Origin of the sequence: Terrirubrum flagellatum (assembly GCF_022059845.1) — a bacterium.
GTDB classification, from domain to species: domain Bacteria; phylum Pseudomonadota; class Alphaproteobacteria; order Rhizobiales; family Beijerinckiaceae; genus Terrirubrum; species Terrirubrum flagellatum.
This window is the reverse complement of the sequence record NZ_CP091851.1, coordinates 186,458-208,495: the sequence shown is the minus strand read 5'-3', so window position 1 is coordinate 208,495 and position 22,038 is coordinate 186,458. Positions and strand designations below refer to the sequence as shown.

Below are 22,038 nucleotides of genomic sequence, written 5' to 3'. Positions count from 1 at the left end.
GTCTTCCGGCGGCGGCATAGCTCCCCGGCTGCGCTTCGTATAGCCGGCTACAAGATTCCGGCGCCGCCTGACCGATGTAGCGGATCGGCGGGGGTCATGGGGAGGACGAAATGGTTTCGATTGGCCTGATCGGGGCCGGCCGCATCGGCCGCATCCATGGCGGCAATGTCGCCTCCCATGCCGGTGCGACGCTGGCGGCCATCACCGACGCGATCCCCAAGGCCGCGCAGGCGCTGGCGAAGGAGCTGGGCGCGAAGGCCGAAAGCCTCGACGCCATCATCGCCGACAAGGCGATTGACGCCGTGATGATCTGCTCGCCGACCGACACGCACGCCGACTTCATCGAGAAGGCGGTGAAGGCGGGCAAGGCGGTGTTCTGCGAGAAGCCGGTCGATCTAAGCTCCGCCCGCATCGTCAAATGTCTGAAGACCGTGGAGAAGGCGGGTCAGCCGCTGATGATCGGCTTCAACAGGCGCTTCGACCCGAATTTCGCGACGCTGAAGGCGCGCGTCGCCAAAGGCGAGATCGGCGCGGTCGAACTCGTCACCATCATCTCGCGTGATCCCTCGCCGCCGCCGGCGGAATATGTCGCGCGCTCGGGCGGCCTCTATCGCGACATGATGATCCACGATCTCGACATGGCGCGCTTCCTCCTGGGCGAGGAGCCGGTCGAGGTGCATGCGGTCGGATCGAGCCTCGTCGACAAGAAGATCGGCGAGGCTGGCGACGTCGACACCGCCGCCGTTCTTCTCAAGACGGCGTCCGGCAAGATCGCGCAGATCTCCTGCTCGCGCCGCGCGACCTATGGCTATGATCAGCGCATCGAGATCCATGGCGCAAAGGGCCTGCTGCGCGCCGGCAACGTATTCCCGACCACGGTGGAACTCGCCAACGCGAACGGCTTCTCCGGCGATCCCGTGCTGCCTTTCTTCCTTGAGCGCTACGCCGCCGCCTATCGCGCCGAACTCGACGCGTTTCTCGCCGCGGTGGAGAAGGGCAAGGCGCCCTCGCCTTCGGGCGAAGACGGTTTGCGCGCGCAATTGCTCGCCGACGCCGCGACGAAAGCGTCGCAGAGCGGCAAGCCGGTGAAGCTGTGAGCGCTGCAATGACCGATTCTGAAATCGCCCGCCGCCATCTCGCCGCCATCGGCGTCGCGCGCGAACTCGGCGCGCTGGCGCTGGATTATTATTCCAATCGCGAGAAGCTCGCGGTGTCGATGAAGGGCGCGCAGGATTTCCTCACCGCCGCCGACGGCGCCGTCGAGCAACGCTTTCGCGAGCGGATCGCTGAAGCCTTTCCCGGCGACGGCGTGATGGGCGAGGAGGCCGGCGGCGAGAATGCGGAAAATCTCTGGATCATCGATCCGATCGACGGCACGTCGAATTTCGCGAGGGACAATCCGCACTGGTGCGTCTCGATCGGCTTCCTGCGCAAGGGGATTCCCGAAATCGGCGTGATCTTCATGCCGGTGATGGAAGAGCTTTACGAGGCCGTGCGCGGCGGCGGCGCGCGGCGCAACGGCAAGGCGATCCGGACGTCGGGCGAAAAGGACATGGGCCGCGCGACGATTGAGGTCGGCTGGTCGGCGCGCCTGCCTTACGCGAGCTATATCGATCTCCTGCACAAGGTGTTTTCGAGCGGCGCGCAGCCGAAGCGTTCGGCGTCGGGCGCTCTCGGCATGTGCTATGCCGCGGACGGCCGCACCGACGCCTATCTCGAATTGCACATCAATTCATGGGACGTGGCCGCCGGCGTGGTCATCGCGCGCGAGGCCGGCGCCGTGATCAACGACTTCTTCGCCGGCGATGGGCTCACGAAGGGCAATCCGATTCTCGTCGCGACGCCTGATCTGGCCGAAACGCTCGCCGATGCGATGGCGCTGAGCCGAAGCTCATTACTGAAGCCTGCGTAAGTCAGGCGCGCCGTCAGAATGCGACGGCGCGGCGCAATTTGCCGATCATCTCCGGAAACAGCGCCATCAGCGCCGCGCTATAGATCGCGACGCCGAGCGCGATGGCGAAGACGAGCCGCCACAGCGAGCCATCCATCGTAACGAGCGAGACGACGAAGGACATGGCGATCGTCGCGACGCCGATGCGCGCGAGATCGAACCAGCGGATGCGCAGGCCGAGCGTCATCATGCCATGGGCGAAGACGACGATCGCCGTGACGATATGCGCGATGAGCGCGCCGGTGACCGCGCCGACCACGCCATTGAGGCTCGCGCCGACAGCCGCGCCGACGAGCGTGGCCACGGCCTCCGTGGCGGTGATGACCAGCAGCCAGTTGGTCTTCTCATAGAGGAGATAGACCTGGTCGGCGTAATGGACGCGCACATTGCGCACCACGCCGGAGAGGACAGCCAGCGGCAGGATCGCAATCGTCTCGCGCCAGTAGGGCTGCGCGATCATGAATTTCACCAGCTCGTCATCGACGAGTTGAAGGCCGGCAAATGTCGGCGCCAGCAGCGAAATCAGCAGCACGCCATTCTGCGCGAGCTGATCCATGGCGCCGTCCCGGTCGCCGGCGTTGAACGCCTTCACCGCCATCGGGAATGCAGCCGCGGTGACGAGCATCGCGACCGTCGATGCGAGGCGCTGGCCAAGCCCCCAGCCGACAGACATGAGGCCAAGCGCGGTCTCGCCCTGCATCTTGTCGACGACGAGCCTGATGCCGTTCATCGCCACCCAGCTTCCGACGCTCGAGAGCAGGAGCGGCATGCCGTAGCGTTTCAACGGTTCGACAAGTTCGCGCGTCGGCATGGCGGGCTTGAACACCGCGCCGGCGCGCAGCCAGACGAATGGCAGAACGATCATCTGCACGATGGCGTAGCCGGAGAGCGCGACAGCCGGCGAGGCGCCGAACCATTTCGTCAGCAGCAGTGAGAGCAGGAAGCCGACGAGCGGCCCGCTCGTTTGCGCGATCGTGTACCACATGATCTCGCCGCCAGCGCGCGCGCGCTCCGCGAGGTGATTGAGCAGCGAACGCGAGACGATGAACACCGCCGCGACGCCAATGAGCTGCGGCGTCGGCCGATCGAAGAAGGGCAGGATGACGACGACGGCGAGCGCCTGCAGCAGAATCGAACCGTAAAGCATCGCCGCTTCCGCGCGACGGAATCGCGCCGCGCCCTCGCCGCGCTCGAAACTGTCGCGATAGCGCAGCACGGTGAGCGACAGCCAGGCGAGGCCGAAGCCGAAGATCAGCTCCTGTGCGGCCATGACGAGCATCAGCGTGCCGTAGGCGCCGGGCGGCAAAAGATGCGTCCAGACCACGGCTGCGACGAACAGCGCAAATGGCCCGATGAGTTGGGCTGGCAGATAAAGCAGCGTCTGGCGCAGAAGCATTCCGCTCGGTTATCGGCAAAGATTTGTTAAGGCTAGCTTTTGCGAGCCAAAGGGTGAATGACTGTTGCCCGATATTGCCAATTGTCTCAGCGACTCTCCCGGAATGGACCAGACCGCCCCGATTCAGGACGTGAAGCCGCTTGCGCCGGCCCGCTGGCCGCTGGTCGATCTGGCGCGCGGCGCGGCGCTCGTCGCCATGATCATTTACCATTTCAGTTGGGATCTTTCCTGGTACGGCCTGACTTCGGTCGACGTGCCGCGCCATCCCGGCTGGGCGATGTTCGCTCACGTCATCGCGGCGTCGTTCCTGGGCCTTGTCGGCGTCGGCTTTGCGCTGGCGGCGCGCGGCGAGCTCGACCGCGGCCGCTATCTCAGACGCCTCATCATAGTCGGCGGCGCTGCGGCTCTGGTGACGGCGGGCACGCTCGTCGCCATGCCGGAAGCGCCGGTGCTGTTCGGCATCCTTCACTGCATCACGGTCGCCAGCGTGCTGATCGTGCCATTCCTGCGCTGGCCTGTTCTCGCGTCAATCGCAGTCGCTGCGATCCTGCTTGCGGCGCCGGCTTTCTTCACTTCGCCCATGTTCAACGGCGCGGCGTGGACATGGTTTGGCTTCGGCGATCGCAACATTCCCGCCGTCGATCATGTGCCGCTCGCGCCCTGGGCCGGATTCGTCTTCGCGGGATATGCGCTGGCGCGCGTCGTTCTCGAGGGCGACGCCTTTGCGTCGCTGCGCGATGCGATAGCGAACTGGCGCTCGGCATCGCCGCCGGCGCGTCTGCTCGTCAGCATGGGGCGCTGGAGCCTCGTGATCTATCTCGCCCATCAACTCGTGCTGATGGCGGCGCTCTATCCCTTCGCGCCATCATCGCCGCCGCAGCGCGCTTCGACTGACGATGAAGCCGCGACCTTTGTTTCCGCCTGCGAGCAGACCTGCCGCACGAGCGGCGGCGACGCGCCGTCCTGCAAGAATTATTGCGGCTGCGCCATGACAAAGCTGAAACCGACGCCCTATTGGCGCGCCATTCTTCAGGATCGCGTGCCTGCGGAGGATCAATCGAAGATCATCGACCTCACCCGCTCCTGCGCGTCGACGGCGAAGACGAATTGAAGCGCCGGGCGCGAAGCATTGCCGAAACGGGCAAAACTAAAGTCGCTTCGCGAAGTCTTTCGCTGGGCCCCGGACACGGTTCCGCTTCACTTTGTTTCGCTGCACCGTTCCGGGGACGACGAGAGACTCTTTTGTTGACGCCGAAGCTGTCTCTGTCCCCGGATTCATGCAGCGAGGGCGAAGCCCAAGCGGAATGAAGTCCGGGGCCCAGCGAAAGACTCGCGAAGCGACATTCAAGCGCGTCACGCTGAACAGCTTCAATGCGTAACGCGTAGCGTCAGCTCCTGCACGGATCCCGCCGGCTCCATCGCCAGCGGCAGATCCTCCACCCGCGCCCAGCGCTCGCTGAAATCGCGATAGCGACGCGAGAACACATTGCCGCTCTGCCCGGTCTGATAGACGAAGCGCGAGCTTTCGAGATCATTGAGATCATAGATCGCGCGCAGGGACGCCGCATGCCGGTTCATGAAGGGCGCGGCGCGGTCATTGAGATTGAGCCGCCCGACATTGATCGTGTAGGCGTCGCCGCCGGTCGGGACGACGATATCGAAAAAGCGCGCGAGGAAGGGAACGCGCCCGAGCGGCCGATGCTCCGAGCGCGCGGCATGAGCGACGCCCCAGCGCCAGTTCGCGACGTCATCACCATAGAGGCGTGAGAGATCGTCAAGCGCGCGATCATAAGCGATCTCGGCGAGATCATCGCATGTTTCGCGTTGCGGCGTCCTGGGATCGTCGCACCACGAACTGTCATTCTGCTGAAGCGCACGATCGAGCGCGACGCGGAAATCGCGCATGATGCCGCCATAGCCGTTTGCAACCGGCGCCGGCGTCTTGTCGAGGAAAGCCGCGCGCGCGAACTGATCGGCGAAGGCCGAAAGGATGAGCGGGCCGGCCGCGTCCGCAATCATCTCGCCATCGAAATTCTTCGTCGCAGTGCGCGCCGCAGCAGCAAGCCGATGGGAAGACGCCGTCTCCGCCGCGCGGAATCGTGGAAGCAATCGTTCTGCGGCAAGCGAACGCACATCGGACTGCATGGCGCGGAAACTCGCGACAGTGTGCTTCTCGCGCGAGCCGAGCAATTGCATGATCCTGTTGTAGCGATCCGGCGCCGTCCAGTCATAGGTCAGCGGATGCGGATAGTCGGGCGCGTGAATGCGCTGGTTGGCGGTCGCGATCATCCCTTCGGCCGGATTCATCGCTTGCGGCAATTCGTCAAAAGGAATGAAGCCAGCCCAGTCATATCTGGCGTCCCATCCCGGCGCCGGCGCCAAACCCTTCAGATCATTCTCAGGCTTCCGGATTGGAATGCGGCCGGCGGCGATGAAACCGATGGCGCCATCGACATCGGCGATCACCACATTCTGCGCCGGCGCAACATGAAATTTCAGCGCTTCGCGCGCCTCCGCGACATTCTTCGCGCGCGCCAGCCCCTCGATCGCGAGGAAAGAAGAATTGTCATCGTCAAGCGCCGTCCAGCGCAGCGAGAGTTGATAACGATTGACATCGAGATAGTCGGCGACTCCCGGCAGCACGTCAGTCACAACAGGGCCGCGCGGCGTCATGCGCACATCGAGCGAAATATCGGCCTGACCCTTGACCTTGATGATCTCCTTGCGCGTCTCGAAGGCGGCGAAACCATCCGCCGTGCGATAGCGTTTCGCATCGCTTGCATCGATCTGTTCGATGTAGAGGTCCTGCACGTCAGGGCCGGTGTTAGTGAAGCCCCAGGCGATGCGGCGGTTGCGGCCGAGCACAACGCCGGGAACGCCCGGCAGCGCCGCGCCGATCACGTCGAGATCAGGCGCTTCGAGATGCGCCACATGCCAGATCGCGGGAACGCTGAGGCCGAGATGTGGATCATTCGCGAGCAGCGGCTTGCCGCTTTCGCTGCGCGCGCCTGACACGACCCAGTTGTTGGAGCCGAGACCTTCGACGCCGGCGCTGAGGAACGGCGAAATCTGTGTCGGCAGCGTCGCCTGTTTCGCATCTTTTCTGTAGATTCCAAGATCGCGATAGAGCGCGGCCCAGTCAGCGCTTTCGGGAACCGGATCACTCGCGAAAGGCGGCATGACCTGCCAGATTTCGGCTGTGGTCATCGTGCGCGCGAGCGCGGTGCGCATCAGCTCCTGGTTGAAATTGCCGCCGAGATCGAGCGCCATGATGATCAGCCACGCGACGCTGTCGGTCGGTCGCCAATGTCCGGGCTGCGAGCGCGTGAGCCAGAATTCGACCGGCGGCGATCCCATCTCCTGATCGATATAGGCGTTGACGCCGGCGGCGTAGGCCTGCAGCGCGGCGCGCGCATCCGCCGGCAGTTTCGCATATTGCTTTTCCGCCGCGCGCGGCACGCCGAGCGTGCGAATGAATTTGTCTGTCGGCAAAGCGGACTCGCCGAGAATTTCGGAGAGCTCGCCCGACGCGATGCGCCGATTCATCTCAAGCTGCCACAGACGATCCTGCGCATGGACAAAACCGAGCGCGAAATAGGCGTCTTCACGCGATTTCGCCTTGATGTGGGGAACGCCGGCGCCGTCGCGCCGGACCGAAACGTCAGCGGAGATGAGCGGCTGCTCGCTTGCGCTCGCAAGCGTCACGACGCCCTGCTCGCGCGGCAATGAACGAGAGACAATGACTGCCGCGACGCCGGCAAAAATAAACACAAGCAAAAAGGCGACGCGCGCGAGGCGTTTCAACCAGCGGATCATGCCGCATTGCGCTCCTCAACCGCTCCCCCGATTCGGACCGTAGCAGGCGCGCGTCGGAGAAGACAGGGCGGCGCTGTGCTGCTCGCTATTTCGGATGTGCAGCGCCGTCCCCGGAATGGCGCAGCGAAACGCAGTTGGGCGGAGGCATGTCCGGGGCCGGCGAAAGAACTGCGCGCCGCAGGCGCGGCTCATTGCTTTTAAAAGATGCGCTCGCGCTGCTCGCGATTCTTTCGCTGGGCCCCGGACTTCATTTCACTCGGCTTCAAGCCTCGTTTCATGAATCCGGGGACGGAGAGGCGCATATCGAAATGACGCTCGCGATGCGCGAGGCGATTTACGCCGCCTTGTCGAGTCCGTAGAGCGAATGCAGCGTGCGCACCGCAAGCTCGGTATAGGCGGAATCGATCAGCACCGAGAATTTGATTTCAGATGTCGTGATGGCGCGGATGTTGATTCCCTTTTCTGCAAGCGCACGGAACGCCTTCGCCGCGACGCCGGCATGACTGCGCATGCCGACGCCGATCGCCGACACCTTCACCACATCCGTCGAGCCCGTCATCTTGGCGTAGCCGATCTTGTCGACGAGGCCGCTGAGGATCGTCTTCGCGCGCTCGAAATCGGCGGTCGGCACGGTGAAGGTGATGTCGGTCGTGGTCTCGTCATCGGACACGACCTGGATGATCATGTCGACATTGATGTTGGCGTCGGCGAGCGGGCCGAAGATCGCGGACGCGACGCCGGGCTTGTCGGCCACGCGGCGCAGCGTGATCTGGGCCTCGTCCTTGGAATAGGCGATGCCGGTGACGACCTCTTTCTCCATGATGTCTTCCTCATCGCAGATCAGCGTGCCGGGATTGGGCGCGGCCGGATCATCGAAACTTGACCTGACATAGGTGGGAACGCGCTGCGTCATCGCGATCTCGACAGAGCGCACCTGCAGCACCTTCGATCCCAGCGACGCCATCTCCAGCATCTCTTCGAACGACACCTTGTCGAGACGACGCGCTCTCGGAACGATGCGCGGATCGGTGGTGTAGACGCCATCGACGTCGGTGTAGATGTCGCAGCGTTCGGCCTTGATCGCCGCCGCGATCGCCACCGCCGACGTGTCGGAGCCGCCGCGGCCAAGCGTCGAGATGCGGCCTGTCGGCTCATGCACGCCCTGGAAGCCGGAGACGACTGCGACCTCGCGGCGCGTCTCGAATCCCTCGATCAGCTTGGCGCCGTTCACGTCCTGAATGCGCGCCGAGCCATGCGCGTCGCTGGTCATGATCGGAATCTGCCAGCCCTGCCAGGAGCGCGCCGGGATGCCCATGGCGTTGAGCGTTACGGCGAGAAGACCCGACGTCACCTGTTCGCCGGAAGCGACCACGACGTCATATTCGCTCTGGTCGTGGATGTTGATGAATTCGTGGTTGGCGGCCGGATTGGCGCCGGCGTCCTTCACCCAGCCGACGAGTTCGTTGGTCTTGCCCGACATGGCGGACACGACCACAGCCACGTCATGGCCGGCGTCGACCTCGCGTTTGACGTGACGGGCGACGTTCTTGATGCGCTCGACCGTGGCGACAGACGTGCCGCCGAACTTCATCACCAGACGCGCCATGGAGAAACAGCACCTGCCCAATCGACAAGGCCGCCCGCAAAGAGGCGGCGAACCGGGCCAAAAACAGCGCCAAGGGGGCGCCCCGCGGCTCCGGCGCGCGCTATATGGCGGGGGCGTCCATAGGTGTCAATGAATGCGCCGGGACCCCAGGAATCGCAATGAACGCCGCCGTTTCCCCGCCCGCCGCCTCGATCGATCCGTCCGAAGTCGCGAAATTCGACCGGATGGCCGCGGACTGGTGGAACCCCAAGGGGAGCATGGCGCCGCTGCACAAGCTCAACCCGACGCGGCTCGCCTTTATCAGGGACGCCGTGATCAAGACCTTCGGCGCCGAGGCCGCCTCCCTCACCCCGCTCGCCGGCCGCCGCGCGCTCGATATCGGTTGCGGCGGCGGACTGCTGTCGGAGCCGCTGGCGCGGCTGGGCGCCAGGGTTGTCGGCATCGATCCCGCGCCAACCAATATCGCCATCGCGAAACGCCATGCGGCCGAGGCCGGCCTCGCCATCGACTATCGCGGCGAAAGCGTCGAGGACGTGGTCGCCGCCGGCGAGCGTTTCGATCTCGTGATCGCGTCGGAAGTCGTCGAGCATGTGGTCGACGTGAAGGCTTTTGTCGCGGCCTGCTGCAAGGCCGTCGCGCCGGACGGGCTGCTCATCATGTCGACACTGAACCGCACGCTCAGGAGCTTCGCGCTCGCCATCGTTGGCGCCGAATATGTGCTGCGCTGGCTGCCGCGCGGCACCCATGACTGGGAGAAATTCGTCACGCCGCGCGAACTCGCGGATGCGATCGCGGCCGGCGGCCTCACCGCCTCGGAACCAGCAGGAATGGTCTATAATCCCCTCGGCGATAGCTGGCGGCTCTCGCGCGACGCTGGCGTGAATTATCTCATGAGCGCGACGCGCGCTTGAGCGCATCGAAAAGACGCGCGGCGCTTCACCTCGATGGCAGGGCGACTTTCAGAACAACAACGCGGATTTCGCCGTCGGTGAAATAGGGATCGCCCTCGCCGTTCAGCGCCCGCTGCGTCGCGCCGCGCCCTGGCATGACGCAGCTTTTCTGAACCATGCCGGCCGCCGTGAGGCTCGCGACCAATGCATCGCGCTCGGCGTCGATATCGGGCGCGATGTGATGTGTGATCTGGCCGGTGTAGCGGCTGAATCCGACGCCGCGATCGAACGTGACGGCGCCAAGCCAGAAGGGCCGATCATTTTCACCCGTCTTGTCCAATTTCCAGAAGCGCACATGATGACGGCGATCGGCGCTGCTTCCCTCCAGCTTTTCGAAAGCCAACGCTTCGCGCTTGCCTTCATAGAAAAGCGCGCTGACGGGCGCATCCCTGTATGGCCGATCGAGAACCACGCTGCCGGCGATTTCGAGACTTGATCTGAGCGTGACGGGATCGGCCGGAGACCAGCCGGCCGCCTTCATGGCTTCGAGCAGTTCGGCCTGCGAGCCTGCGACGCCGATATTCAGGGGATCGCCGGGGATTCCTTGCGCGGTCTGCGTCACCATCGGCGGCAGGATCGCATCCGCGGCGCGCTCGCGCCGCAGCCATTCGAATGGCAGCAGGAGATAGGCGAGCAGGACATACGCCGCCAACACGAAAATACTCGCGACCACCGCGCGGCGAAGCGCGCTTCGCTTCCCTCTCGGAATATCGCGGCTCGTTGGCTCGACCATGGCAGCAGATTGCGCGCGGACGTAGCCGTCGTCGAGCCGCTTGCGCCCAACAGCGCGAATATGATCAGCGCTGCGCCGCGCTCACCGGAATCATTGCGCCGTGAATGGCGCGCGAATCATCCGAACAGAGAAAGCGCACGACATGTGCGATGTCTTCGGTCGACGTCCATTTGCCCGGATCGACCTTCGGCATCGCCGCGCGATTGTCGGGCGTGTCGATGATCGCTGGCAGGATGCAATTGATGCGGATTCCCTGCGGCCCGAGCTCGGCCGCCATGGATTCGGTCAGCCGCATCACCATGCTCTTCGCCGCGGCGTAGGCGCCCATTTCCGCCCCGCCGCGCTGCGCCGAAACGGCGCCGACCGTGACGATCGCGCCCTTGCCGCGCGCGATCATGCCGGGCGCAGCCGCGCGCACGGCCGCCATCATCGTGCCGGCGTTGCCATCGATCATCCTGTCGAGCGTCGCGCGCGACATCTCATGCACGGGTTCGCTCATGGCGAAGGCGCCAGCGATGCAGCAGAGCGCGTCGATTCCGCCGAGCCTCTCCGCGGCTTCATCGAATGCCGATCGCATCGCCTCCTCATTGGCGAAATCGACCGCGATCTTCACGACGCCCGCCTCCGCAGTCGGACCGCCAAGGCTGTCGAGCGAGCGCCCGACGAGAACCGTCGTCCAGCCCGCGGCGCGAAACGCGGCGGCGGTCGCTTGTCCGAGATGCCCCGACGCTCCGGTGATCGCGACCGCCTGACCCATCTGATCCTCACGCTTTGTTGCGAGCCTTGAAATAGCGCATCGAGCCGCGCGTGAGAACCTTGTCTCCGTCCACGATCTCGTGGGCCTCTATGTCAGGCTTCGCCTTGAGGCGCGCATAGAGATCGCCGAAATCCCGCATGCATTCGTCGACCAGAGCTTCGAAGCTGTCGATGACGAAATAGGTCTGCTGGAAATCGTCAATGATGTATTTCGTGCGCATGACGCGTTCAAGATTGAACGCGACGCGGTTCGGCGAATCATCTTTGAGCGAGAACACCGTCTCCGCCGGCGACGACATAATCCCGGCGCCGAAGATACGCCGGCCCTGAGCCGTGCGCATCAGCCCGAATTCGACAGTGTACCAGTAGAGCCGCGCCAGATTATGCAATTGGCCGAGCTTCATCGCACGCGCGCCGCCCTTGCCATACTCCTCAAGGAAAGTCGCATAGGTCGGCTCGGCGAGCAGCGGCACATGGCCGAACACGTCATGGAAGATGTCGGGCTCTTCGAGATAGTCCATCTCGCGTTCGGATCGGATGAAGGCGCCGGCGGGAAAGCGCCTGTTGGCGAGATGATCGAAGAAAGTTTCGTCAGGCACGAGCCCCGCGACGGGAACGACGCTCCATCCCGTGAGCGCCGACAGGCGATCGCTCAAAACTTCAAAATCGGGAATGCCTGACTCCGACAGCTTGAGTTTCTTCAGCGCGGCGAGGAACGCGTCGCAGGCGCGGCCTTCGAGTATTTTCGACTGGCGCGCGAACAGCCGGTTCCAGCGATCATGTTCGGCGGCGCTGTAGGAGCCCCAATCCTGATCGATGGTGAAATCATCCTTCTTCGGCGCGTTGGCGTAACGATTGCGGACTTCGTCCGACGTGGCGACGGCGGCGACCATGGCGGCCTCCCTGAGATTGACGGCTGCCACGAGCGTGCGCCTCGTCGTGCGAAATTGCTTGCCAGAATGGCCGCGCCGCCCAAGAATTTTGAAGAGAGTTATTCAATCCTGGCCGAAATCTGAAAGATCACTCCATGTCCCTGTCGGAATCAGACCGTCAGATTCTTGCTGCGCTGCAACAGGACGGGGCTGCGTCGCTGAAGGATCTCGCGGAGAAGCTCAACCTCTCGCAATCGACGCTGTGGCGCCGCGTGCGCGATTTCGAAGAGGCCGGCGTCATCGCCGGACGCGTCACGCTTCTTGATCCCGCGAAGGTGGGCCTGAGCGTCTGCGTCTTCGTGCATGTCAATCTGCGCAATCACACCACGGAGAATCGTGACGCCTTCGAGCGCTTCACGCGCGACCAGCCGAACATCCTCGAATGTTTTTCGGTCACCGGGCCGCACGATTATGTCCTGATCGTGCGCGCCGCCGATGTCGGAGCGTTCGAGGATTTCCTCATGCACCGTCTGTTGGCGCAGCCGAGCGTCGCGTCCGCCTCGTCGAACGTCGCGTTGAGGCAGCTCAAATATACGACGGTTCTGCCGATATGATTTCGGTCGGCTTCCACATCCATCTGCCCGATCGCGCGCGTTCCGTCCCCGGAGCCATGCAAAGAGCGAAGCGAATGGAATGGCGTCCGGGGCCCAGCAAAAGAGTCGCGCCGCAGGCGCACTTCGATTCTAACTATTGCGCTCGCTTTGCTCGCGAGTCTTTCGCTGGACCCCGGACACGGTTCCGCTCAACTTCGTTTCGCTTCACCGTTCCGGGGACGGAGAGCGCATCATGGTGAAATTTGCGATGCGACCTAAGGCGTGAACCAGTAGCGCGTGAGGTGGAAGAACACCGGCGCGGCGAAGATCACGCTGTCGAGCCGGTCGAGCATGCCGCCATGGCCTTCGATCAGGCGGCCCCAATCCTTGACGCCGCGGTCGCGCTTGATCGCCGACATCACGAGCCCGCCGAGAAAACCCATCACGCAGATCACGAACGACATCGCCGCCGCCTGCCACGGCTTGAATGGCGTGATCCACCACAACGCCGCGCCAAGCGCGGTTGCGCTGGCGACGCCGCCGATCAGCCCCTCCCATGTCTTTGATGGCGAGACGTTGGGCGCGACCTTGCGCTTTCCCAGAAGCTTGCCGAACACATATTGCAGTACGTCCGAGCCCTGCACGACGATCACCAGAAATGCGATCAGCAGAAGCTGCTTGCCCTCGAAGCCCGGGATCGGAAGCGTCAGGATCGCCGGCGCATGGCTGACGCAGAACACCGAGATCATCAGCGCCCATTGCACGAAGGCGATGCGTTCGAGAAACCGCGTGGCGTCGCCGCTCAGAACCGAAATGATCGGCAGGATGAGGAACGCATAGACGGGAATGAAGATCGAATAGAGCCCGTACCATTCCCACCAGATCAGCGCGTACTGGATCGGCAGCGCGAGGAAGAAAGCCGCGAGCAGCGCCCAGTGATCGCCCTGCCGCGTCGGCGTCAGCGTCAGGAATTCGCGTAGCGCCGCGAAGGAGGCGAAGCCGAACAGCAGCACCACGCCGGTCTTGCCGAAGACGAAGGCGACCGCCATCAGCGCCACCATCACCCACCAGGCGAAAATGCGCTGGTTGAGATTGTCGATGACGGGATTGGCGCATTCGCCCGCGCGCCAGGCGAGCGTCTTGCCGACGATGGTCGCGACGATGAGCACGCCCGCGACGCCGAACGACAGCCACAGCATTTCCGGAGGCGCGTTCATGCCGGCTGTCCGGGCGGGCGCAACGCCAGCAGCGCTGCGCGCGCGCAGGCGAGAAAGGATTCTCTGGATTCGCCGGGCTCAAGCCGCATCGGCGGTCCGAACGCGACGCTGCACAGAAGCGGGATCGGCAGATATTGGCCCTTCGGCATCACGCGCGACAGGTTGTCGATCCAGACAGGCACGAATTCGGCCTCCGGCCGCGCAACCGCGAGATGATAGAGGCCGTTCTTGAATGGCAGCAAGGCCTCGTCGGTGGTGTTGCGCGTGCCCTCGGGGAAAAAGATCAGCGAGCAGCCGTCCGCCAGCGCCGCCTTGAGCACTTCCAGCGGATGCGGCTTGTCCTGCGACGGCGTGCGCTCGATCAGCACCGCGTTGAAGACTGAACGCCCGATGAAGCCGCGCAGGCCATTGCCGCCCCAATAGTCCTGCGCGGCGACAGGCCGCGTCGCGCGCCGCAATGCTTCGGGCAGCACCGTCCAGATCAGCACGAAATCGCCATGGCTGGCGTGATTGGCGAAATAGACGCGCTGCTTCGCTTCGGGCCGGCAGCCGCGCCAGTCCGGCCGGACGCCGGTGATGAAGCGCGCAAGCCCGACCGCCCCCATGGCGACAATCCGCGCCGCCGCATTTGAAATCAGCGACGTCACAGCCGCCATGCGATCAGGATCCAGCCGCCGATCGCGACGACGAGCAACGCGACGAATGCGAGCGCCTGCATCCGGAGCAGACGGCGGGCGCCTTGCGCGCGCTCCGCCATGGCGCGCCCCGTCTTGCCTGATTTCATCAATCCCAGCGTCGTCATGGCGCGATCAAATCCCGCGAGATCATTGCGGCGCGCGAGAGCGGCGAAGAGCTCGGCGTCGAACGCGACCCGCGCCGCCAGCCAGAATTCCAAGGCGGCGCAGAAGAAAACCGCTGCGGCGGCCAGCGACGCAAGCGAAAGACGCGCGGAGACGCCGCCCGTCAGAAGCGCGATCACCAGCGTCGCCGCCGTCACGCCCATCGCGGCGCCGTGGATCATGCGTCCGCGCGCCAGCAGCGCCGCCGTGATCGATGCGATCCAAACGTCGTCGGGTCCTTCAGCGGTCGCCATCGACCGCCTCTCGCGCCGCGCGCAATTGATCCGGATGGATCGACAGGCGCGGCCGCTTCGCGCGCAGCATCGCGATCGCCGCATCGAGCGTATCGGCGCGCCCGGTGCGCGTGAGCCAGACAGCGACGGCGAGCACGCTGCGGCCATAACCCAGCGCGCAGCAGACGAGCGTCGATCTCTGAGCGCGCGCGGATTCGATCACGCGCGCCGCCGCGCGCAGACGATCAGCCGGCGGCGCGGCGAGATCAAGCATGGGAAGGCTCGTCCACACGCCTGCGAAGCGCGGCCGCGACAATTCGCTGGTGAGATCGACCACCTCGCCGAACGCTTCGAGATCGCGGCGCGACGGAAACCGCCCGAGAAAGACGCCATCGGCGACAGCGACAGCGCGCGGCGTTCCGATCGTCCAGAGCCGCGAATTGATCCAGGCGCCGATGAGATAAGGCGCGAGCATCAGCCGCACAGGCCAGCCGATGCGCCCGTCCGGTGTCTTGTCGAACAAAGCAGGACCCAACGCGAGATAGGCGGCGGACACGCCGAGAAAGGCGAAGGCCGGCCAGAGAAGCCAGAGCCAGCCGCCATGCAACGCAAGCCCGGCTGCGGCGAAGAACGCCGCCGCGATCATGTAGCGCAAGGCGAGCGTGCGCCGTCGCGCGTCATGCGTGACCTGCCAGCCGGTGAGACGCGCGCCGCCCTCGAGCGGCCAGAGCCAGATGCAGAACAGGCCGAGCAGCGCGCCGGTCGGGATATCGATGAAATGATGCTGGAAGGTCGTCATGACAGACGCGACGACGAGAACGAACCAGGCTGAGAGCGCGATCGTCGCCCAGCGCGGCAGGATGCGGGCGTAGAGCGAGAACAGCGCAATCGACAGCGCCACATGCAGCGAAGGCGCCTGATTGAACGGCTTGTCGAAGGCGCCAAGCGTCTCGAAGAAGAATCCGGCGATCCCGTCCGTATCAGGCTTCGGCCATGAGAATTTCAGCGGCAACAGGATGAAGCAGGTCACCGCGATGATCTGCGCGGTCAGAAGCCTTCTGCCATGCGCATCAAGCTCGCGACGATTGCGGCAGATGAAGAAGGACAGGCTGTAGAAGAGATTCGTCGTCCAGTACGGAATGATCGTCCAGGCGATGAACGGAACGCTGCGCTCCCACGAGAACACGATCGACGGCACATGCGCGCGCAAGGTCGCAAGCCAGTTGGCGAGGCCATAGCTCGCATAGAAGAAGACGCCGAGCGCGGCGAGCCAGACGAAGGCGCGGCCGATGGGCCGCCTCTCCACACCGGCGGCAAGGTCTTTCACGCGCGCTCCGCCAACGACACGGTGAACACGCCCCATTCATCGATCCGTTGCGTGATCTTGCGGAAGCCTGCGGCGGCGACAAGCTGGTCCATCTCTTCCTGCGTGCGGCGGCGCATCACCCAGGCTTCGCCCTGACGATGCGAGGTGAGCGCGCGCGCAATCATCTCAAGCTGGGGATGCCAGGGCTGGCCGGTATAGACGAGATAACCGCCCGCCGGGATCGCGGCGGACAATCCGTCGAGCGAGCGCCTGATCAGCGCGTTGTCCGGGAACAATTCATAGAGGCCAGAGACGACGCCGAGCGTCGGATGCGGCTCCGCATTCGCGATGCTGTCGCGATCGAACGCGTCGGCTTTCTCGAAGCGGGCGATGTCGGAAAGCCCTTTCTCCGCGATCAGCTTGCGCCCGCCCTCGACATTGAGATCGGAATAATCGCGCAGCAGAATCGCATCCGGCCTGTCGACGCCCTCGGTCAGCGCCTCCAGCACATAGCGGCCATGGCCCGCGGCGACGTCCATCACGCGGCGCGGCAGGCCTTTCGCAGCAAGCTTCTGCAGCGCAATCCGGATCAGCTCCTCGACATTGATCTTGCGCTGGCGGATGCCGCGCCAGCCGATCGCGTCGAGATAGGTGCGGTCGACCATGCGGCCGAGCGGACCGAGACCTTTCGCCTCGTTGCGATAGACGTAATCGAGCGTCGAGCCGGAATCGAATCCGGTGCGCCGGCCAAGCGCAATGCCTTCCGACGTCAGCGCGCCCAGTCTCAGATTGGCGCGATAGGCCGTCCAATAGAGTCCGCGCGGCGATAGCGCCGGCAGAGGCGACGCCAGACGATCCGCCTCGTCGCGCGTATAGCCCTGGAGATGCGCGTTTTTAAGATCAGGCCGATCGAGCGGCGCGTCGAAACGTTCGAGAAGAAAGCGCCGCGCCTGCGCCACTGCAACGCCGCGCCCGAATTCGCCAAGCGTGTCGTGGAAGAATCCAGGCAGCACATGCCGCTCCTTCACAGGCGTTCCCAGATTGACGAAGAATTCGTGCTGCGGCGCATGGCGCACCACGAAGTCCGAACCCGAAATGAGCAGCTGCGTCGGAATGGTGATGGCGCGCGCATCCTTCACCACGCGCTCCGCCGCGTCATAGAGATCGAGCAGGATGTTGACCGAGATCGGCCGCGAGATCAGCGGATCGGAATCATAGGTGGCGCGGCGTTCGGGATCATGGGTGAGGAAGCGCGCCTTCACATAGGAATTGACGAAGAAGTTGCCGCGCAGCTTCTGCTGCAGCTTCAGGCCTTCGCGCGCGAAGGGAACATAGAGCTTCACCGAGAAGGCCGGCGAGGCGAGCACCATGGCGCGGATGCGCGGCGCATAGTCATGCGCCCAGGTCGAGACGAGCACCGCGCCGACCGATTGCGCGATGACGGCCATATCCTCGATGGCGAAACCGTCCGTCGCCGCGATATGATCGGCGAAAGTCTGCACGTCGCGCACGCTTGCGCCGAAGGAAGGGGAATAACCGCGCTCGCCCGGCGAGCGGCCATGGCCGCGCGCATCCCAAGCGTAGAAGGCGAAATCGGAAAGGTCGAGTTCATCGACCAGATGCGCCATGCGCCCGCCATGCTCATGGCCGCGATGGAAGAGCAGGATCGCGCCGCGCGGGCTTGCGCTAACGGCGGGCCAATAGCGATAAAAGAGCTCCACCCCGTCATGGGTCTGGAAGCTCAATTCCTTCATCTCTCGCGTCACGCGCACATTCCCCCCGCCAGGCGCTGGCGCGCTGGCATATCATTGTGCCGCTAATCCGGGCCTTACGGCAAAGGCGTGCGCTGCCGCACCTTGTCAGAGCTCGCCGAGTCCGCCCCGCACGCGATTGAGGATGGTCCAGACGAGCAACGCCGCCATGACGGGCGCCATCCAGCCCGCCCATTCCGGCAGCGACGGGCTCGCGCCTGCCCAGATGCCGAGCGCGCCGAAAACCAGCGCACGGTCGCTCTTGCCGAACGGCCCGTCATAGCGCCGTGAGGCGCCGATCAGCGGCCCCATGACGCCGGCATATTCCGACAGCGCGGCGAGAAGAATCACCGCTGCGATCCAGATGGGGTTGAAGGGCGCAACGAAAGCGAAAGGCGCGATGAGCGCGGCGTCGGCTGCGACATCGCAAAGCTCGTTGAGATAGCCGCCAAGGCGGCTCTTCTGCCCGAATTCGCGCGCCAGCATCCCGTCGACGGCGTTGAAGGCCATCCGAAGCAACAGCCAGAGCGGCAGCAACAGGAACAGCCCACGCCGCTCCGGCCAGGCGCAAAGAATGGCGCCCAGCAGCAGCGAGAGCGCACCGGCGAGCAGCGTGATCTGATTGGCGGTGACGCCAGCTTGCGCGAGCCGTTTCACCAACGGGCGCAGGAGCGCCTGGAATCGTGGCTTGAGGGCGTAGAGCGTCACAAGCGGGTCTTGGCCGGCGCCGGGACGCTTTTCAAGGCCGCTTCGGCCTTTCCCAATCGGAAACTCATCGAGCCATGGTCGCCGGCTGGTTTTCCCAGCCCTTAAAACTCGATGAAAAGCCGGCCAAAAACAGGAATCTTGTCGGATTGGTTGTCCGCGCAACCATTCCCGAAAACCGGCAATTCGCCGAGCACGCAAAGCAAAGCGCTGAAATTCGGAATCATTTTCGTCAACTGAATTCTGTTTTGCAAAGCAGCGACGATTCCGCTTGTCACGATGGAACCTGTTCGACAGACTTGGGTTACTCACCCCAACAGAGAGGTGACTGAATGAGTGTAACGCTAAGGCTCGAATATCTCGCGATGTGCGCCGCTTTTGGTTTTCTGACGGCGATCATTCTGGGGGTTGTCTGAGTTCCAGCGTCACAACAAAACGAGGCATAAAGTTTCACCGCCGTCAGGTCCCACTCCTGGCGGCGGTTTTCATTTGGAGGAAAGAGAACGCCTGAAGCGTGGCGCGATCAGCGCGAGGCCATCGTCCGGAAGGACTGGCCGCCGGGCGCCTCGGAAACCGTGCAGGGCGTATCGGTCACGTTCCAGCTCGTATTGTTGAGCGTCATGCCGCAGGTCGCGACGCGGCCGCCAAGGCAGATCTTTTCGCCCATGCCGAAATCCCGCCCTTGAGCGCGACATGTGCAGTCCGGATTGTTCGGCATCCAGCGCTGGGAATGCGACGGCCATTCGCGCCGCGGCTGATCCTGAGCGACGGCTGTGAGCGGCGCTGAAATTGCTGCGACTGCGAAGAAAGAGATCGCCCAACGCATGGGTCGAATCTAGCATATCGCCGCGCTGTGGTCGATAAGCGCGTCGGCGCGCCGCCGCCGATTTGAGTCGCCTTTCAGGACAAGCCATGACCTCGCCAAAGCCGGCCACGATCTCCTTCGACGATTTCCTGAAAGTCGATATCCGCGTCGGCGTGGTGATCGCCGCCGAGGATTTTCCGGAGGCGCGCAAGCCGGCGATCAAGCTGACGATCGATTTCGGACCCGAGATCGGCGTGAAGAAATCATCGGCGCAGATCGTGAAGAATCATCCGCGCGAAAGCCTCGTCGGCAAGCAGGTGCTGGCGGTGGTGAATTTCCCGCCGCGCCAGATCGGTCCCTTCATGTCCCAGGTGCTGACGCTTGGCGTTCCCGACGTTAATGGCGAGGTGATGCTGATCGGGCCGGATCGCGAGGTTCCGATCGGCGGGCGGCTCTATTGAGCGCACTGGCCCCCGCGCTGTTCGGCGAGCAAATCCCTCAGCGCTGGCGCGCTCTGGCGGCGGCGCCTCTGACCGAGCAGATCGAGGCGGTCGGACAGATTGTCCGCGACGATCCCGATCTGATGGCGGCGCTCCGCCTCATTCGCGATCTTGAATTGCCGGACGGGTGGCTCTGCGGCGGCTGCATCTATCAGACGATCTGGAACGTCATCGCCTGCTATCCCCGGCGAACCGGCGTGAAGGATTACGACATCGGCTATTTCGATCCGTCCGATCTCTCCTATGAAGCGGAAGACCGCGTGATCCGGCGCGTTGAAGAGGCCGGCGCGTCGCTCGGGCTCAATCTCGAGGTCCGCAATCAGGCGCGCGTGCATCTCTGGTTCGAGCAACGCTTCGGCTACGCCGTGCCGCCGCTCGCCAGCGCGGCGGAAGCGCCGACGCGTTACGCCTCGACAACGCATGCGATTGGCGTGCGCCTTACAGAGGGCGATCGCATCGATGTCGTCGCGCCCTATGGCCTGCGCGACATATTTGCGATGCATCTGCGGCCCAACCGATCGCTGCCGAACGGGCCGACTCATGACGCGAAGGCGAAGCGATGCCAAGCGATCTGGCCGATGGTCACGGTCGAATGGTGGTAAGCCTACGCGCGTTCCGGCCATTGCGGCGCGTGAAAACCGAGCGGCACGCTCGGCCGCTCCCATTTCGCTTGCGTCGCCGACATCATGGCGGCATGCCGAGTCGCGGTCAGCGTGCCGAAGCCTGACGGCGTCGTTTCGAGCTGCGCGTTCACTTCGCGATCCGAAGGCTCGGGCGCGCTCAATCCGTTATCGAGGCGGCCAAGCCCGCGCATCCAGCGCGCAGTCTGCGCGAGCGACAGGCGCGCATGCCAGGAGCCGCCTTCGCGGGCGCGACGCGCGAGCGCCATCATCGCGACGAAGGCCATGAGATAGCCTGTGCCGTGATCGAGCGCCTGACATGGCAGAGGCTTTGGCGAAGTCGATCCGGCCGCCTCCGCCTCGGCGTGATTGAATCCCGTCGCCGTCTGCACGAGCGAATCAAATCCACGCCGATCGGCCCACGGCCCGTCATGGCTGTAGGCGGAGAGCGAGACATAGATGATCCCCGGCCTGAGCTTTGCGCACTCCTCGGGTCCGAAGCCAAGATCGGCGAGGCCGCCGGGCCGATAGCCCTGCACGATGATATCGGCGCCGCGAACCAGCCTGGCGAAGCTCTCGCGCTGGAGCGGATCGCGAAGATCGAGCGAGGTCGCGAGCTTGCCGCGACCGGTGTCCATCGCGAGCGCGTCGATCGACGGAAGATGCGGCGCGGTGACGAGCATCACGTCAGCGCCATGCACCGCCAGCGTGCGGCCGCAGACGGGCCCCGCGATGATGCGTGTCAGTTCAAGCACGCGAACGCCGGAGAGAGGACGCGCGCTGGAAGCCCGCGTCTCGGGCGGCGCGTCGCCGATGCGTTCAAGCGAAAAAAGCGGCAGGCCGGCGAGCGCAACGTCGTGGGGATGCGCGTCCCACTCCTCGAACGAGCGCATCATCGCGACGACGAGCTTGCGCTCCGCCGCCGCGGCCTCGAACTCTTCCGCTTTCCATTTCGATAGCGCCTGCGCCACTGCGCCCTTGTCATAGACGCAATTCAGGAGCGCGAGCACGCCGTCGCGGTGATGCGGAAAATTCGTGTGCAGCCTGACCCAGCGCCCGTCGCCGCAGCGATAGACGCCGGCGATCATGTCCCACAACTCTGGCGCGGGCGCGCCATCGACGCTGAAATAACGCTCGCTGCGAAATTCGATCGACGCATGCCGCATGTCGACGGAGACATCCTGCCGCGCGGCGCCACGCTGATGATGAACCTCCGCGGCGGCGAGCGCGGCGGCCGCGATCGTGGTCTGCGCGACCGCGCCGACGCGAAAGCTTGAAGGAAGCGACGGCTCTTCGCCCGTCAGCCTGAGACGTTCGAGCGCCGCGGGATCGCCGCCGGCCTGCGACCAGAGATCGACAAGAAGGAAGTCGACGCTGTCCATGCGACGC

General features: G+C 64.4%; 21 protein-coding genes. 7 read left to right on the top strand and 14 right to left on the bottom strand.

Translation table 11 applies throughout. The annotated features are described in order from the left end of the window. Positions 1–110 precede the first annotated feature (110 nt). Complete coding sequence (gene iolG / locus L8F45_RS01075; protein ID WP_342361038.1) at positions 111–1,097, top strand: inositol 2-dehydrogenase; 987 nt, start codon at positions 111–113, stop codon at positions 1,095–1,097. 8 nt (positions 1,098–1,105) lie between these two features. Beyond that, the gene (locus tag L8F45_RS01070) at positions 1,106–1,912 is read left to right on the top strand and encodes an inositol monophosphatase family protein (RefSeq protein ID WP_342361037.1); all 807 of its coding nucleotides are present in this window, start codon (positions 1,106–1,108) and stop codon (positions 1,910–1,912) included. 13 nt (positions 1,913–1,925) lie between these two features. On the opposite strand, the gene L8F45_RS01065 is transcribed toward L8F45_RS01070, so the two are convergent. After that, a complete protein-coding gene (locus L8F45_RS01065; RefSeq protein ID WP_342361036.1) occupies positions 1,926–3,347 on the bottom strand; it encodes a lipopolysaccharide biosynthesis protein in 1,422 nt (473 codons plus the stop codon). A 103-nt stretch (positions 3,348–3,450) separates the two neighbouring features. Between L8F45_RS01065 and L8F45_RS01060 the strand changes: the two genes are divergently transcribed. After that, positions 3,451–4,458, top strand: coding sequence for a heparan-alpha-glucosaminide N-acetyltransferase (locus L8F45_RS01060; protein ID WP_342361035.1), 1,008 nt, complete (start codon positions 3,451–3,453; stop codon positions 4,456–4,458). A 257-nt stretch (positions 4,459–4,715) separates the two neighbouring features. Here L8F45_RS01060 and L8F45_RS01055 read toward each other — a convergent pair whose 3' ends face one another. Together L8F45_RS01055 and L8F45_RS01050 are read right to left on the bottom strand one after the other, a co-directional pair. Continuing rightward, entirely contained in the window at positions 4,716–7,163 is a 2,448-nt protein-coding gene (locus L8F45_RS01055; protein WP_342361034.1) for a penicillin acylase family protein, read from the bottom strand. 334 nt (positions 7,164–7,497) lie between these two features. After that, on the bottom strand, positions 7,498–8,769 hold the full coding sequence (locus tag L8F45_RS01050) for an aspartate kinase (protein ID WP_342361033.1): 1,272 nt from the start codon (positions 8,767–8,769) through the stop codon (positions 7,498–7,500). A 158-nt stretch (positions 8,770–8,927) separates the two neighbouring features. Between L8F45_RS01050 and ubiG the strand changes: the two genes are divergently transcribed. Continuing rightward, complete coding sequence (gene ubiG, locus L8F45_RS01045; RefSeq protein WP_342361032.1) at positions 8,928–9,680, top strand: bifunctional 2-polyprenyl-6-hydroxyphenol methylase/3-demethylubiquinol 3-O-methyltransferase UbiG; 753 nt, start codon at positions 8,928–8,930, stop codon at positions 9,678–9,680. A 25-nt stretch (positions 9,681–9,705) separates the two neighbouring features. Here the strand turns inward: ubiG and L8F45_RS01040 are convergent, their stop codons facing one another. The 3 genes from L8F45_RS01040 to phhA form a co-directional block, all read right to left on the bottom strand. Next, complete coding sequence (locus L8F45_RS01040) at positions 9,706–10,374, bottom strand: LssY C-terminal domain-containing protein (RefSeq protein ID WP_342361031.1); 669 nt, start codon at positions 10,372–10,374, stop codon at positions 9,706–9,708. A gap of 142 nt (positions 10,375–10,516) precedes the next feature. After that, the gene (locus L8F45_RS01035) at positions 10,517–11,209 is read right to left on the bottom strand and encodes an SDR family oxidoreductase (protein ID WP_342361030.1); all 693 of its coding nucleotides are present in this window, start codon (positions 11,207–11,209) and stop codon (positions 10,517–10,519) included. A 7-nt stretch (positions 11,210–11,216) separates the two neighbouring features. Then, positions 11,217–12,131, bottom strand: a complete 915-nt coding sequence (gene phhA, locus L8F45_RS01030; RefSeq protein WP_342361029.1) for a phenylalanine 4-monooxygenase — start codon at positions 12,129–12,131, stop codon at positions 11,217–11,219. 104 nt (positions 12,132–12,235) lie between these two features. Between phhA and L8F45_RS01025 the strand changes: the two genes are divergently transcribed. Continuing rightward, complete coding sequence (locus tag L8F45_RS01025) at positions 12,236–12,694, top strand: Lrp/AsnC family transcriptional regulator (RefSeq protein ID WP_342361028.1); 459 nt, start codon at positions 12,236–12,238, stop codon at positions 12,692–12,694. 254 nt (positions 12,695–12,948) lie between these two features. Here L8F45_RS01025 and L8F45_RS01020 read toward each other — a convergent pair whose 3' ends face one another. From L8F45_RS01020 to L8F45_RS00990, 7 genes are all read right to left on the bottom strand, one after another. After that, positions 12,949–13,890, bottom strand: coding sequence for a phosphatidate cytidylyltransferase (locus L8F45_RS01020; protein ID WP_342361027.1), 942 nt, complete (start codon positions 13,888–13,890; stop codon positions 12,949–12,951). Continuing rightward, positions 13,887–14,546: a lysophospholipid acyltransferase family protein gene (locus L8F45_RS01015; RefSeq protein WP_425329973.1), complete on the bottom strand. Its 660-nt coding sequence runs from the start codon at positions 14,544–14,546 to the stop codon at positions 13,887–13,889. Before L8F45_RS01015 ends, L8F45_RS01020 begins: the two co-directional genes overlap by 4 nt. Beyond that, positions 14,534–14,983: a hypothetical protein gene (locus L8F45_RS01010; protein ID WP_342361026.1), complete on the bottom strand. Its 450-nt coding sequence runs from the start codon at positions 14,981–14,983 to the stop codon at positions 14,534–14,536. Before L8F45_RS01010 ends, L8F45_RS01015 begins: the two co-directional genes overlap by 13 nt. Continuing rightward, positions 14,970–16,289, bottom strand: coding sequence for a phosphatase PAP2/dual specificity phosphatase family protein (locus L8F45_RS01005; protein WP_342361025.1), 1,320 nt, complete (start codon positions 16,287–16,289; stop codon positions 14,970–14,972). The genes L8F45_RS01010 and L8F45_RS01005 overlap by 14 nt, the downstream gene beginning before the upstream one ends. After that, positions 16,286–18,022 carry a bifunctional alpha/beta hydrolase/class I SAM-dependent methyltransferase gene (locus tag L8F45_RS01000; protein WP_342363336.1) on the bottom strand — a complete coding sequence of 579 codons (1,737 nt, stop codon included), beginning with the start codon at positions 18,020–18,022 and terminating at the stop codon, positions 16,286–16,288. The genes L8F45_RS01005 and L8F45_RS01000 overlap by 4 nt, the downstream gene beginning before the upstream one ends. Before the next feature lie 105 nt (positions 18,023–18,127). Then, complete coding sequence (locus L8F45_RS00995; RefSeq protein WP_342361024.1) at positions 18,128–18,727, bottom strand: CDP-alcohol phosphatidyltransferase family protein; 600 nt, start codon at positions 18,725–18,727, stop codon at positions 18,128–18,130. Positions 18,728–19,247: 520 nt separating this feature from the next. Beyond that, entirely contained in the window at positions 19,248–19,391 is a 144-nt protein-coding gene (locus L8F45_RS00990; protein ID WP_342361023.1) for a hypothetical protein, read from the bottom strand. Positions 19,392–19,636: 245 nt separating this feature from the next. Between L8F45_RS00990 and L8F45_RS00985 the strand changes: the two genes are divergently transcribed. Together L8F45_RS00985 and L8F45_RS00980 are read left to right on the top strand one after the other, a co-directional pair. After that, positions 19,637–19,990 (top strand): tRNA-binding protein, encoded by a 354-nt coding sequence (locus L8F45_RS00985; protein WP_342361022.1) that lies wholly within the window; start codon positions 19,637–19,639, stop codon positions 19,988–19,990. Further along, positions 19,987–20,631 (top strand): nucleotidyltransferase family protein, encoded by a 645-nt coding sequence (locus L8F45_RS00980; RefSeq protein ID WP_342361021.1) that lies wholly within the window; start codon positions 19,987–19,989, stop codon positions 20,629–20,631. The genes L8F45_RS00985 and L8F45_RS00980 overlap by 4 nt, the downstream gene beginning before the upstream one ends. Before the next feature lie 2 nt (positions 20,632–20,633). Here the strand turns inward: L8F45_RS00980 and L8F45_RS00975 are convergent, their stop codons facing one another. Continuing rightward, complete coding sequence (locus L8F45_RS00975) at positions 20,634–22,031, bottom strand: CoA transferase (RefSeq protein WP_342361020.1); 1,398 nt, start codon at positions 22,029–22,031, stop codon at positions 20,634–20,636. Positions 22,032–22,038: the final 7 nt, after the last annotated feature.

Coding starts and splice junctions, on each gene's coding strand:
- ubiG (WP_342361032.1), top strand. CDS start 8,928: ATGAACGCCGCCGTTTCCCCGCCCGCCGCCTCGATCGATCCGTCCGAA.
- L8F45_RS01015 (WP_425329973.1), bottom strand. CDS start 14,546: ATGGCGGCTGTGACGTCGCTGATTTCAAATGCGGCGGCGCGGATTGTC.
- L8F45_RS01060 (WP_342361035.1), top strand. CDS start 3,451: ATGGACCAGACCGCCCCGATTCAGGACGTGAAGCCGCTTGCGCCGGCC.
- L8F45_RS01020 (WP_342361027.1), bottom strand. CDS start 13,890: ATGAACGCGCCTCCGGAAATGCTGTGGCTGTCGTTCGGCGTCGCGGGC.
- L8F45_RS00990 (WP_342361023.1), bottom strand. CDS start 19,391: ATGGGCGAAAAGATCTGCCTTGGCGGCCGCGTCGCGACCTGCGGCATG.
- L8F45_RS01035 (WP_342361030.1), bottom strand. CDS start 11,209: ATGGGTCAGGCGGTCGCGATCACCGGAGCGTCGGGGCATCTCGGACAA.
- L8F45_RS00975 (WP_342361020.1), bottom strand. CDS start 22,031: ATGGACAGCGTCGACTTCCTTCTTGTCGATCTCTGGTCGCAGGCCGGC.
- L8F45_RS01000 (WP_342363336.1), bottom strand. CDS start 18,022: ATGAAGGAATTGAGCTTCCAGACCCATGACGGGGTGGAGCTCTTTTAT.
- L8F45_RS01070 (WP_342361037.1), top strand. CDS start 1,106: ATGACCGATTCTGAAATCGCCCGCCGCCATCTCGCCGCCATCGGCGTC.
- L8F45_RS00985 (WP_342361022.1), top strand. CDS start 19,637: ATGACCTCGCCAAAGCCGGCCACGATCTCCTTCGACGATTTCCTGAAA.
- L8F45_RS01010 (WP_342361026.1), bottom strand. CDS start 14,983: ATGGCGACCGCTGAAGGACCCGACGACGTTTGGATCGCATCGATCACG.
- L8F45_RS01055 (WP_342361034.1), bottom strand. CDS start 7,163: ATGATCCGCTGGTTGAAACGCCTCGCGCGCGTCGCCTTTTTGCTTGTG.
- L8F45_RS01065 (WP_342361036.1), bottom strand. CDS start 3,347: ATGCTTCTGCGCCAGACGCTGCTTTATCTGCCAGCCCAACTCATCGGG.
- L8F45_RS01050 (WP_342361033.1), bottom strand. CDS start 8,769: ATGGCGCGTCTGGTGATGAAGTTCGGCGGCACGTCTGTCGCCACGGTC.
- iolG (WP_342361038.1), top strand. CDS start 111: ATGGTTTCGATTGGCCTGATCGGGGCCGGCCGCATCGGCCGCATCCAT.
- L8F45_RS01025 (WP_342361028.1), top strand. CDS start 12,236: ATGTCCCTGTCGGAATCAGACCGTCAGATTCTTGCTGCGCTGCAACAG.